The sequence below is a fragment of the Bacillus sp. FSL R5-0416 genome, assembly GCF_037975425.1.
GTDB lineage: Bacteria > Bacillota > Bacilli > Bacillales > Bacillaceae > Bacillus > Bacillus subtilis.
In genome coordinates this window covers 1,146,114-1,158,703 of the sequence record NZ_CP150252.1, presented here as the reverse complement: position 1 = coordinate 1,158,703, position 12,590 = coordinate 1,146,114, and the positions used below count along the sequence as shown (strand labels likewise).

The window sequence follows — 12,590 nt, the reverse complement described above, 5'->3', positions numbered from 1 at the left end:
ACGGCTCGCTCCGCAGTCTGCTGCAGGCGAGCCGTTTTCATGCTATTTTTTCTCGTATGTCCATCCATTTTCCTGATACACTTTTCCGTTTTTCATCAAATGGCCCAGTGCGCGTTTAAAGGCGGCTTTGCTCATATTAAAACGTTCTCTGATATCATCAGGCTGGCTTTTGTCACTGTACGGCATGGCACCGTTTCTCGTTCTCATATACGTTAGAATGCACTCAGCATCAACTGACATTGCATCCTGTTTTCTTGGAAGCAGCGACAAGTTGACTGAACCGTCTTCTTTCACTTGAATCACCCGGCCTGTGACTCTTGAACCGAGTCTTGGCTCCTCTTTTCTTTCTGACGGGTGAATAAAACAGCGGATACCGTCATCCGTGATCACGAATGAACCCGATGCGATCAGCCTGTACACCGTACCTGTCAGCTCTTTATTCATCAGATCTTCTGAAGCGTCGGTAAACAGTTCGCTGATGATATCTTCCGGCGCTGGTTTCGCAAACATGCGCCCCCGGTTCGTCACCTTCAGCATACAGTAAAGTTTGTCCCCTTTTTGCGGCCAGACATCTTCGTACGGCGGCAAATGCTCAGTTGCGACTAGTGCGTCCTTCGATAAACCGACATCAACGAAAACGCCCATATCTTCCACTTTATCCACCACTTCAACCCAGCCATATTCATCCGCGCTGATGACCGGAATTTTCATCGTGGCCGCAAGCCTTTCCTGCTGGTCTACGTATATAAAGACTTCTACTTCGTCTCTGTCCTCGATATCCTCAGTCATTTCACTGTTATGTAAGAGAATCGTATCTTCCCCATCGGTTAAAAAGTAACCGAAGTCGGTTTGGTGATCTATACTCAAGGTTAATTGCTGCCCTGGTCTCATGCTATCGTCCTTCCTGTTCCGCTTATTCTCTGCGGATTTTGTTAACATTTTTTCCAATCATCACAAATTGATTCTTTGTTCTGTTGGAAGTTTCTCTTTATTCTACTATAATCAACACATAAGTTAAATGTTATGGAGGTTTTCATATGGCAAAAGAAAGCTCATTTGATATTGTATCCAAGGTGGAATTGCCTGAAGTGCAAAACGCAATCCAAATCGCACTGAAGGAAATCAGTACCCGATACGACTTTAAAGGCAGCAAAAGTGACATTTCTTTAGATAAAGAGGAGCTGGTCCTCGTTTCTGATGACGACTTCAAATTAAGCCAGCTGAAAGATGTGCTGGTCAGCAAATTGATTAAACGAAACGTACCGACAAAAAACATTGAGTACGGCAAGGTTGAAAACGCGTCAGGCGGAACGGTGCGCCAGCGTGCAAAGCTTGTTCAAGGCATTGACAAGGACAACGCAAAAAAAATCAATACGATCATCAAAAACTCCGGACTGAAAGTAAAGTCTCAGGTGCAGGATGATCAAGTGCGTGTCACCGGAAAAAACAAAGATGACCTGCAGCAGATTATCTCAGCTGTGCGGGGAGCAGACCTGCCAATTGACGTTCAATTTATAAATTTCACATAAATTTTCTGATTCCTATTGATTATTGTCTTTATTTTCGGTAAATTTGGAGAAAGGGAAAAACGCCAGGTATCTTTTGGCACTTCCTGACACGAAAATTTCATATCCGTTCTTATCAAGAGAAGCAGAGGGACTGGCCCGACGAAGCTTCAGCAACCGGTGTAATGGCGATCAGCCATGACCAAGGTGCTAAATCCAGCAAGCTCGAACAGCTTGGAAGATAAGAAGAGACAAAATCACTGACAAAGTCTTCTTCTTAAGAGGACTTTTTTTATTTCTCTTTTTTCCTTGCTGACGTGAATAAAGGAGGCAGACAATGGGACTTTTAGAAGATTTGCAAAGACAGGTGTTAATCGGTGACGGCGCCATGGGGACACTCCTCTACTCCTATGGCATTGACAGGTGTTTTGAGGAGCTCAATATTTCAAAGCCGGAGGAAATTCAGCGCATACATAAAGCGTATGTTGAAGCGGGAGCCAACATTATTCAAACGAATACGTACGGGGCCAACTATATTAAATTATCCAGACACGGTCTTGAGGATGACATCAAAAAAATGAATCAGGAGGCCGTAAAGATCGCGCGGGCTTCAGCAGGCGATGCATACGTGCTTGGAACGATGGGCGGCATACGGACATTTAATAAAAACGCGTACAGTCTTGACGAAATTAAGCGCAGCTTCCGCGAGCAGTTGTATCTGCTGCTGCATGAAGAGCCGGATGGCTTGCTGTTAGAAACATATTATGATTTGGAAGAAGCCCGTGAAGTGCTGAAAATCGCGCGCAAAGAGACTGATCTTCCGATTATGCTCAATGTCTCCATGCACGAGCAAGGCGTATTGCAGGACGGAACACCGCTTTCTGACGCATTGCGATCGATTGCGGATCTCGGGGCTGATATCGTCGGCATTAACTGCCGGCTCGGGCCTTATCACATGATTGAAGCGCTCAGCGAAGTGCCAATTTTTGATGACGTATTCTTATCCGTTTATCCGAACAGCAGTCTTCCTTCGCTTGAAGAGGGACGGCTCGTCTATGAAACAGACGACACGTATTTTCAAAACAGCGCGTCAGAATTCCGAAAGCAAGGCGCGCGGATTATCGGCGGCTGCTGCGGCACAACGCCGAATCACATCAGGGCGATGGCGGAAGCAGTTGGCGGGCTGGTTCCGATTACGGAAAAAGAAGTCAAAACCCGGGCCAAAGAATTCATTTCTGTTCATCACGAGCGAACCGAGCCCGGCCTGGATGAGATCGCAGCGAAAAAACGCTCTATTATCGTAGAGCTGGATCCGCCGAAAAAACTGAGCTTTGACAAATTTCTGTCCGCTGCTGCTGAATTAAAAGAAGCGGGAATCGATGCCCTGACACTCGCCGACAATTCTCTGGCGACCCCGCGGATCAGCAATGTTGCCTGCGGCGCTCTCATCAAGCAACAGCTCGATATGCGTTCCCTTGTCCATATTACGTGCCGTGACCGTAACATTATCGGCTTACAGTCACATTTAATGGGCCTTGATACGTTAGGGCTGAATGACGTGCTTGCTATTACAGGTGACCCTTCTAAAATCGGGGATTTTCCTGGTGCGACGTCTGTATATGATTTAACATCTTTTGATTTAATCAGGCTGATCAAACAATTCAATGAAGGTCTGTCTCTGTCTGGAAAACCGCTCGGCAAGAAAACGAATTTCTCAGTTGCCGCCGCATTTAATCCTAACGTCCGCCATCTGGATAAAGCGGTAAAACGGCTTGAGAAAAAAATAGATTGCGGCGCAGATTATTTTGTTTCTCAGCCTGTCTATTCCGAGCAGCAGCTTGTCGATATCCATAACGAAACAAAACATCTGAAGACGCCGATCTATATCGGCATCATGCCGCTGACAAGCAGCCGGAATGCCGAATTCATCCATAATGAAATTCCCGGCATTAAGCTGTCTGATACGATTCGAGAAAAAATGGCCCATGCCGGTGAAGATAAAGAAAAGCAAAAAGCGGAAGGCCTTGCAATTGCACGCTCCCTGCTGGATACGGCATGCGAGCTGTTTAACGGCATCTACTTGATAACGCCTTTCCTCAGATCTGACTTAACCGCTGAGCTCACTTCATATATTCAGCAAAAAGATGAGCAGCGCCAAAATATCTTTTTGCATTAATCCCTTAAAAGACTGTCTGATCCAATCGGGCGGTCTTTTTCAACGGGATTCGTGTTACGATATAGAAAAACAGTCATGAGGAGGAACATTATGCTCGAAGTCAAAACCATATCCGCGGAAGATACATATGAAATCCGGCACCGCATTCTGCGCCCCCATCAATCCATTGAACAATGCAAATATGAAGAGGATCATGCAAAAGGCTCCTTTCATCTCGGCGCGTTTTTTGAAGGGAAGCTGATCAGCATCGCTTCTTTTTCCCCGCAAAATCAGCCATTAATAACAGAATCCCCAGCATATCGGCTGAGAGGCATGGCAACGCTTGAAGGATATCGCGATCAAAAAGGCGGGAGCACGCTGATCAAACACGCGGAAGAGAAACTGGCAAAGAACGGCGTTCAGGCAGTCTGGTGCAATGCCAGAAGCCATGTGAAAGGCTACTATTCAAAGCTTGGGTGGGAAGTACTCGGCGAACCGTTTGAGATTCCCGGCATAGGCACTCATATCATCATGTATAAAAAACTCGAAACAAGCAGGTGATCTGTATGAGGATAATCGATAAGCTGATTAAGCTTCATGAAGAACATATCCCTAGTCTATTGCGGCTTTGCAGGCAAGCCGGGTGGCCGGATTACGGCGAACAAGAGCTGGCACTGCTTGTCCAGCAAGGACGCTTTTACGGCTATCAAAATGTCAGCGGTGATATTATTTCCTGCATCGGCTTGTTTTTGTTTGGCCGGCTTGCTTCTATCGGCCTCGTGATCGTGGACAAAGAATATCAACGGCTCGGCCTCGGCCGGCGTATGGTAAACGCCTGTATCCCCCAAGCGGGTGAAAACACCGCCATCAGGCTTTGCGCCACAAAAGAAGGTTTGCCGCTTTATGAAAAAGCAGGTTTTCATACGGCAGGTTCAGTGCGAAAGTACAGCTGTCACAGTTTTCAACCTTATACAAAAAAGCTTGATGCTGAACTGACATCCTTTAGAGAACAAGACTTTCACGACTTAACTGCGGCGGATCTGGCTGCCTTTGGCGGAGATCGATCAAACCTTTTGCAGCAGCTTATTTCTGCTTCATGCGAATGTATCATCGCCAGAAATCATGACGGACAGCTAATTGGCTACGGACTTTCTGTACAGACACCGGCCAATTTGAAATTCGGCCCCATCATCGCTCCATCATCAGATGTTGCAGCACAAATAATTAACAGGCTGGCGGCCGGCAAACAAGGGCCGATGCGAATCGATATACCGAGTGAACACACGTCTCTGCATGACAGCCTGATAGAAATGGGATTTCGTAAAGATGATGAACCTCCGCTTTTGTTCTTTCAGAAAAAAGCGCCTATTCAAAATGGACACTTATATGCTTTGATTTCACAGGCTCTCGGTTAACCCTCTTTTTTCCCGAACAGGTATCTTCTGTTCGGTTTTTTGCTGTCTGATCGCTGAATAAACGAAGCCATCAGGGACATTCTAAGCAGAAGAAAAGGAGTGTGCTCTGAGATGGAATCATCAAAACAAAATAACGGAATGACGGTTGTAGCAATCGGTTCAATCCCTTTAATATTAACCCTAGGAAACTCGATGCTTATTCCGATTTTGCCAAAAATGAAATCTGAACTTCATTTATCACAATTTCAAGTCAGTCTCGTGATCACAGTATTTTCCTTGATTGCAGCTTTTGCGATTCCGATTGTCGGTTATCTCGCAGACCGATTCTCAAGGAAAGTCATCATTATTCCCTGCTTAATTTTGTATGGTGCCGGCGGTTTGTTAGCCGGGTTTGCGGCAGGTTTTTTTGACAATGCCTACCCTTGGGTCATGGCAGGACGAGCGTTACAGGGAATCGGGGCAGCCGGAACCGGCCCAATTGCCATGGCACTGACGGGAGATCTGTTTAAAGGCGCCCAGGAGAGCAAGGTGCTCGGCCTTGTTGAAGCTTCAAACGGCATGGGGAAAGTGCTATCGCCGATCATTGGCTCGCTGATCGCCCTGCTTGTCTGGTATGGCGCGTTTTTTGCCTTTCCTGTGTTTTGTATCATTTCGATCGTACTGACTTGGATTTTTATTAAAGAAAAGAAAAAGGAAAAAGAACCGCCACCAATCGGAAAATATGCAAAAGGGCTGTTAAGTGTCTTTAAACATGAAGGCAGATGGCTGTTTACCGCTTATTTAGCAGGTGCGACCTGTTTGTTTACTTTATTCGGCATCCTGTTTTATCTCTCAGATGTTCTTGAAAAAACATACGACACCGACGGCGTGAAGAAAGGCTTGATTTTAGCGATCCCGCTTTTGGTTATGTGTGTGACGTCCTATACAACAGGAAGCAAAATCGGGCAAAAGCAATCGTTAATGAAAAAGCTGATCGTACTTGGATTGGCGTTCATGACCGTATCCTACGCGGCACTGTCATTCATTGAAAATCTTGTCCTTTTTATCAGTGTTCTTGTACTGAGCAGTATAGGCTCAGGTCTTGTCCTTCCTTGTGTGAACAGTTTTATTACCGGGGCTGTCGGCAAAGAAAGACGGGGATTTGTCACCTCGCTGTACGGCTCTGTACGTTTCTTAGGGGTAGCGATCGGTCCTCCGATTTTCGGCCGCCTGATGCAATGGTCCAGACCCGGCATGTTTTTAAGCATCGCGGGATTGACTCTCGTTGTCGGGATTCTTGTGATGATGCTCATCCATGTGAAGCAAAACAATGAAGAAACAAAAGAAAAAGAAGACCCTAAAATGGCTGGCAATCGGCTCCAGCCCGCTGAGGAAAGGTAGCACCCAGTTTGAAAATTGTACGGATTGAAACCTTTCCGCTATTTCACCGATTAGAAAAGCCATACGGAGATGCCAATGGGTTTAAACGATATCGGACTTGTTATCTCATCAGGATTATCACCGAAAGCGGGATAGACGGCTGGGGAGAATGCGTTGATTGGCTCCCTGCTCTCCATGTCGGTTTTACGAAGCGGATCATCCCATTTCTATTAGGAAAACAGGCCGGCAGCCGCCTGTCATTAGTGCGCACGATTCAAAAATGGCACCAGCGGGCGGCCTCCGCTGTAAGCATGGCGCTGACAGAGATTGCAGCCAAAGCTGCGGATTGTTCGGTTTGCGAATTATGGGGCGGGCGATACAGAGAGGAGATTCCTGTGTACGCGTCTTTTCAATCGTACTCAGACTCCCCGCAATGGATCAGCCGCTCAGTCTCCAATGTTGAAGCCCAGTTGAAAAAAGGGTTTGAGCAAATCAAAGTCAAAATTGGCGGGACTTCATTCAAGGAGGATGTCCGGCACATCAATGCGCTGCAGCATACAGCAGGCAGCTCCATTACGATGATTCTGGACGCAAACCAAAGCTACGATGCCGCTGCGGCTTTTAAATGGGAGCGTTATTTCTCCGAATGGACGAACATTGGCTGGCTTGAGGAGCCTTTGCCCTTTGATCAGCCGCAGGATTACGCTATGCTTCGAAGCCGTTTGTCTGTTCCTGTTGCCGGCGGAGAAAACATGAAAGGCCCGGCGCAATATGTGCCTCTCCTTTCACAGCGCTGTTTGGATATCATTCAGCCCGATGTCATGCATGTCAACGGAATTGATGAGTTTCGGGACTGCCTCCAGCTCGCGCGTTATTTCGGCGTCAGAGCATCCGCCCATGCATATGACGGATCGCTCTCACGGCTCTATGCTTTATTTGCACAAGCCTGTCTGCCCCCATGGTCTAAAATGAAGAACGATCACATTGAACCGATCGAGTGGGACGTCATGGAGAATCCTTTTACCGATCTCGTCAGCCTGCAGCCTTCAAAAGGAATGGTCCACATCCCGAAAGGAAAAGACATTGGAACAGAGATCAATATGGAGATCGTCAATCGCTACAAGTGGGATGGCTCAGCATATTAAGCTGGGCCATTTCTTTATTTTGAGACATAAATAATGGACAGCCTCATAAAATGAAAACAGCGGACAAGTCTTTTCATAAAGGAGCAAATGACTTAATGGCTGAACTGCTGATGAAAGCAAAACTTACGTTTATGATTGTCGTAGGCGGCGTACTACAGGGACTCGGCATGTCCTTGTTTTTATTTCCGCATGATATTCCAACAGGCGGTGCAGCAGGTATTGCGGTGCTATTGCATTATCTGTTTCAAATCCCCCACGGATTTTCAGTGTGGGCTGTGAATGTATCAATGCTTTTTACCGCTTTAAAATGGCTGGAGATGAGAACATTCACCGGCACCCTCGCTTCTATCACCGTCACCTCTGTCTCGGTATTGATCTTTGATGCGGTTTTTCCGGATATCACATCTAATCTGTGGCTTGATCTGGCAAGCGGCGCAGTGTTATTGGGACTCGGCATCGGACTTTTATACAAATATAAAATTTCAAACGGAGGGTTCGGAGCACTTGCTCTGATGATTTCTATCTACCGCGGTGGGAATCCCGGAACGATCCTGCTCATCATGAATTGCATCATTTTTATGGTCACCGCGTCTATTATTGACTGGGGCATCGTCATTCAAGCCCTCATATGCCAAGTGATATCGACAAGAGTCATCGACTTCATCTACAACATCCGTCTGACCTCACTTCCCTATCTCACGCCTATGTACCGCCATAAAAAATAATAGGCAGAGGCTCTCTTCACGACGAGAGCCCCGCAGCCGCTATTTTACAGAAAAAAGGTATCGGATCTTAGCCCTAAACGCAGCGTTTCCAACGCGATGGCATCATGAAATGGAATATTGGCCAGATTCACATTCGGCCCGATTTTTTGAATAAACCCTTGCTGAAGCGTTTTGTTAGGCGCTTCAAAAATCAGCCTGTTGATATCAATATCCGAGGAAATGATGTCGTCAACAATTTGAAATCTGACATCGCCGCTGCTGGAACAGATCCCTCCCGTTCCGCTTTCTCTGGCTTCTGTAATCACTTTTTCCGCGCCCGCTTCCATATCCTCAACGATATATTCAAGCCATTCCTCAGAGCTTTGCCGGCTTGCTAATTCCGCATCCTTGCTGCCCACCTCACTGAGCACAAGAAATTCATCAGAAAAATCGGCAATGAAAGCCGCTTTCTCTTTATTTGTCATCGGGAGCGTACCGTTTGAAATCTCAATATATTCACAGCCGAAATAGGTGCAGTACCGATGAAATTCATTCACTTTTTTCTGGCTTACGTACTTTTCGAACAGTGTGCCGCCAAAGAAAAATGTAATGTCATGTTCTTTCAGTGTGCTGATTTTTTCTTCAAGATCTTTCGTAAGTAATGATGTGCCCCAGCCGAATTTCACAAAATCAATATAGTCGGACGCTCCGGCTATGACATCTTTGAAAAATTGCAAGGGATAGCCGTTATCAATTAAAATGGACTGCCCGGTTTCTCTCGGCTTGTTTGTTCTCACTGGCAATTCTAGTGAAAAATCATTCATATTATGACCCTCTCTATCGTTGGAACTTCTCCATCTTGTTTCACTTTCATCACGAAATCGCCCGTCAGTTCTTTTGTACAGTAAACGATGTCTTCCGAATCAAACAATGGCTGGCGGCTGTCAAAAAATTTCTCCGCAACAGAAGAGCGTTTTATTCTTTGAATCGCCTCCGCAGCCGTTACCGCATTTGTCCCTTCAATGATGCCTTTGATATACTCCGCACACGCCATATCGTCATCACCTGATGGATGGGAAGCCACTATGTTCACGACACAATCGTTTGCGGCGAGCTTTTTCACATGCTCTGCCGTTGTTTTGGCATTGGAAAATCCAGTTACGAACAGATGCTTTGCGTTCAGCGCCCCCAATGCTGCTGTGACGCCGTTTGTTGTTTTCTGGATTAGGCGCTTATCCGCCATATCCTGCCCAGCCATGCGTTTTGGAGAATTATCTAAATCAAATCCGCTGATACCGACCCCCTTTTCCTCTCCCGTCAAAACATAATCCGGATAGGTGTCTTTCAGCGCAAAGGCTTCATCAGCTGTCCGGACCAACAAAATCTCTTTCGCCCCGCCGATAAACGCATAATGGGCGACCGTAAAAGCTCTGATGACATCAATGACGATGTTAATGTCCGCCGGGGCAAGCGAATGATGATGCCCCTGATAAATGGCAATCGGCATACTACCTCTCCTTGGGCATAAAACCATTTTGCTAAAAAGCATATTCAGCCGGGCTCTTAATGGTTCCGCACCTCATTTTAGGCGGGCGCGGCACGTAAAAACCCTGAACCTTTATGCAAAAAATGAATAGTCTGCCTATAACTCGATCAATAGATAAAAAAAGCAGATGCAAACGGGGGGAAAACGTTGAACGAAACCATCACATATGACACATGGAACGACATGCTGTCCAATCAGATAACGGATCAATTGATCGATGAGCTCGATGTGTTGAAGTGGGCTTACCGAACGTACGGAGAAAAGATTGTGTACGCATGCAGCTTTGGCGCAGAAGGAATGGTGCTTCTAGACTTAATATCAAAAATCAACAAAAACGCACACATCATCTTTTTGGATACCGGGCTTCATTTTCAGGAAACATATGAGCTGATCGAGACCGTCAAAGAGCGATATCCGGGATTTGCAATCCAGATGCTCGAACCCGATCTGAGCTTAACAGAACAGGAGACGAAGTACGGCGGAGAGCTGTGGAAGCATAACCCGAACCTCTGCTGCCAATTGCGGAAAATTGAACCGCTCAAAAAGCACCTGTCCGGCATGACAGCTTGGATTTCAGGACTGCGCCGGGAGCAGTCACCAACGAGAAAGCATATTCAATACGTAAACCTGGACCAGAAGTTTAAGCTCATCAAAATTTGCCCGCTCATCCACTGGACATGGGATGACGTTTGGACGTACATCCGCCTGCACAATTTGCCTTATAACAAACTGCACGATCAACATTATCCGAGCATAGGCTGTGAAATGTGTACATTGCCTTCCCCGGACCCGAACGATGAGAGGGCTGGAAGATGGGCCGGACGGGAGAAAACAGAATGCGGCCTGCATCAGGAATAGCGGATGGCAGGTTCTTGATGTGAGAATCGAAATGATGTTGAGACGCTGATGTCAAACTTTCATTAACCGCAGAAAAGAAAACAAGGAAACGTATAATTGGAGGTTGAACACGTTGAATGGAAACGAACCCCATGGAGGGGTATTAATCAACCGCTGTGATCCCGCATGCCATTTTGAAGGGTGCGCGTGCCAAGCAGAGCTGGATCAGCTTGCACTGAGTGATCTGGAGCTTATCGCGATCGGCGGATACAGCCCGTTAACAGGTTTTTTGGGAGAAAAAGATTATCATCGTGTTGTGAAGGAAATGAGGCTGGCAAACGGCTTGCCGTGGAGCCTGCCGATTACGCTGCCTGTCGGAGAAAAAACAGCAAAACAGCTGTCTGCCGGAGATCACGTCAAGCTTGTGAAAGACGGTGTTACCTACGGCATGATCACAGTCACCGATATATACCAGCCTGATAAAACACAAGAAGCACTGTCTGTTTTTAAAACAAACGATCCTGCCCACCCAGGCGTAAAAAAATTGCTGGCGCGCCCGGATTACTATATCGGAGGGCCTATCACGGTCAGCCGCCTGCCTGACAAATCTTTCGAACAGTTTTATGCAACGCCCGCAGAAACAAGAGCGGCCTTTCAAAAACTCGGCTGGAAGACGATTGTCGGCTTTCAAACCAGGAACCCTGTTCACAGAGCGCATGAATACATTCAAAAAACAGCATTAGAAACGGTCGACGGTCTGCTGCTTCACCCGCTTGTCGGAGAAACAAAGTCAGACGATATCCCAAGCGATATCAGAATGGAGAGCTACCAGGCTTTGCTTAATCACTATTATCCAAAGGATCGTGTCATGTTATCGGTTTTCCCTGCCGCCATGCGTTATGCAGGTCCGCGGGAAGCGATTTTCCATGCGCTCGTCCGAAAAAATTACGGCTGCACCCATTTTATTGTAGGCCGTGATCACGCGGGTGTCGGCAGCTACTATGGAACATACGACGCCCAAAATATTTTTCAATCATTCACAGAGGAAGAGCTGGGCATCAAGCCGATGTTTTTTGAGCACAGCTTTTATTGCCGAAAATGCGGAAACATGGGCACCTCCAAAACATGTCCGCACAGCTCAAGAGACCACATCCACTTATCAGGCACAAAAGTGAGAGAGCTTCTCCGCCAAGGCAAAAAGCCGCCTAAAGAATTCAGCCGGCCTGAGGTCGCAGCCGTGCTGATCAAGGGACTTCACCAACAGCCTGTTGCCATCAAACAAAACAGCGGGGAATTGCAATGACACACAATCCGAACATCATTTGGCATCCCGCTGCCATCTCAAAGTCTGACAGACAGTCCTTAAACGGACACAAAAGCTGCGTCCTCTGGTTTACAGGTTTGTCCGGCTCCGGAAAATCGGTGCTGGCCAATGCAGTCGATGAAAAGCTTTACCGCAAGGGCATTCAGAGCTACGTGCTTGACGGTGATAATATCCGCCACGGCTTAAACAAAGATCTTGGATTTCAGACTGGTGACAGGATTGAAAACATCCGCCGGATCGGAGAAGTGGCGAAGCTGTTTGTCGACAGCGGGCAAATGATTTTAACGGCTTTTATTTCTCCATTCAGAGAGGATCGGGACATGGTTAGAGCGCTCTTTCCTAAAGGTGAGTTCTTCGAAATTTATGTGAAGTGCCCGCTGCATGTTTGTGAACAGCGCGATCCAAAAGGGCTTTATAAAAAAGCGCGAAACGGAGAGATCAAACATTTCACCGGGATCGATTCTCCGTATGAAGCGCCGCTTTCACCCGATTTCATCATTGAGTCAGACCAGACCTCTATTTCCGATGGAGCTGATCTCATCATTAACGCACTTCAAAACAGAGGAATTATATAAAAAACCCGATCAATGTCGGGTTTTT

13 protein-coding genes and 1 riboswitch are annotated in these 12,590 nt (G+C 46.8%); of the genes, 10 read left to right on the top strand and 3 right to left on the bottom strand.

Annotation, left to right across the window (positions count from 1 at the left end):
* Nucleotides 1-42 precede the first annotated feature (42 nt).
* Nucleotides 43-939 carry a S1 RNA-binding domain-containing protein gene (locus NYE20_RS06000; RefSeq protein ID WP_072173900.1) on the bottom strand — a complete coding sequence of 299 codons (897 nt, stop codon included), beginning with the start codon at nt 937-939 and terminating at the stop codon, nt 43-45.
* A gap of 98 nt (nt 940-1,037) precedes the next feature.
* Between NYE20_RS06000 and NYE20_RS05995 the strand changes: the two genes are divergently transcribed.
* The 7 genes from NYE20_RS05995 (at nt 1,038) to NYE20_RS05965 (ending at nt 8,304) form a co-directional block, all read left to right on the top strand.
* Entirely contained in the window at nt 1,038-1,529 is a 492-nt protein-coding gene (locus NYE20_RS05995) for a YajQ family cyclic di-GMP-binding protein (RefSeq protein WP_339184781.1), read from the top strand.
* A 106-nt stretch (nt 1,530-1,635) separates the two neighbouring features.
* Nucleotides 1,636-1,753, top strand: a riboswitch (SAM riboswitch).
* Between the two features lie 89 nt (nt 1,754-1,842).
* Nucleotides 1,843-3,681 carry a bifunctional homocysteine S-methyltransferase/methylenetetrahydrofolate reductase gene (locus tag NYE20_RS05990; RefSeq protein WP_103803890.1) on the top strand — a complete coding sequence of 613 codons (1,839 nt, stop codon included), beginning with the start codon at nt 1,843-1,845 and terminating at the stop codon, nt 3,679-3,681.
* A 90-nt stretch (nt 3,682-3,771) separates the two neighbouring features.
* Nucleotides 3,772-4,221 carry a GNAT family N-acetyltransferase gene (locus NYE20_RS05985; RefSeq protein WP_021479578.1) on the top strand — a complete coding sequence of 150 codons (450 nt, stop codon included), beginning with the start codon at nt 3,772-3,774 and terminating at the stop codon, nt 4,219-4,221.
* A gap of 5 nt (nt 4,222-4,226) precedes the next feature.
* Nucleotides 4,227-5,075: a GNAT family N-acetyltransferase gene (locus NYE20_RS05980; protein WP_163135609.1), complete on the top strand. Its 849-nt coding sequence runs from the start codon at nt 4,227-4,229 to the stop codon at nt 5,073-5,075.
* 111 nt (nt 5,076-5,186) lie between these two features.
* Nucleotides 5,187-6,455 carry an MFS transporter gene (locus tag NYE20_RS05975; protein WP_014476404.1) on the top strand — a complete coding sequence of 423 codons (1,269 nt, stop codon included), beginning with the start codon at nt 5,187-5,189 and terminating at the stop codon, nt 6,453-6,455.
* Between the two features lie 8 nt (nt 6,456-6,463).
* Complete coding sequence (locus tag NYE20_RS05970) at nt 6,464-7,579, top strand: mandelate racemase/muconate lactonizing enzyme family protein (RefSeq protein ID WP_339184776.1); 1,116 nt, start codon at nt 6,464-6,466, stop codon at nt 7,577-7,579.
* Nucleotides 7,580-7,674: 95 nt separating this feature from the next.
* A complete protein-coding gene (locus tag NYE20_RS05965) occupies nt 7,675-8,304 on the top strand; it encodes a YitT family protein (RefSeq protein ID WP_009966972.1) in 630 nt (209 codons plus the stop codon).
* Between the two features lie 44 nt (nt 8,305-8,348).
* On the opposite strand, the gene NYE20_RS05960 is transcribed toward NYE20_RS05965, so the two are convergent.
* Complete coding sequence (locus tag NYE20_RS05960) at nt 8,349-9,107, bottom strand: phosphosulfolactate synthase (RefSeq protein ID WP_021479581.1); 759 nt, start codon at nt 9,105-9,107, stop codon at nt 8,349-8,351.
* A complete protein-coding gene (locus NYE20_RS05955) occupies nt 9,104-9,790 on the bottom strand; it encodes a 2-phosphosulfolactate phosphatase (RefSeq protein ID WP_049140710.1) in 687 nt (228 codons plus the stop codon). The genes NYE20_RS05960 and NYE20_RS05955 overlap by 4 nt, the downstream gene beginning before the upstream one ends.
* 186 nt (nt 9,791-9,976) lie before the next feature.
* Here NYE20_RS05955 and NYE20_RS05950 point away from each other — a divergent pair, with 186 nt between their 5' ends.
* From NYE20_RS05950 to cysC, 3 genes are all read left to right on the top strand, one after another.
* Entirely contained in the window at nt 9,977-10,687 is a 711-nt protein-coding gene (locus NYE20_RS05950) for a phosphoadenylyl-sulfate reductase (RefSeq protein WP_072173833.1), read from the top strand.
* 112 nt (nt 10,688-10,799) lie between these two features.
* Nucleotides 10,800-11,969: a sulfate adenylyltransferase gene (gene sat / locus NYE20_RS05945; protein ID WP_038829192.1), complete on the top strand. Its 1,170-nt coding sequence runs from the start codon at nt 10,800-10,802 to the stop codon at nt 11,967-11,969.
* On the top strand, nt 11,966-12,565 hold the full coding sequence (gene cysC / locus NYE20_RS05940) for an adenylyl-sulfate kinase (RefSeq protein WP_003245829.1): 600 nt from the start codon (nt 11,966-11,968) through the stop codon (nt 12,563-12,565). The genes sat and cysC overlap by 4 nt, the downstream gene beginning before the upstream one ends.
* Nucleotides 12,566-12,590 lie beyond the last annotated feature (25 nt).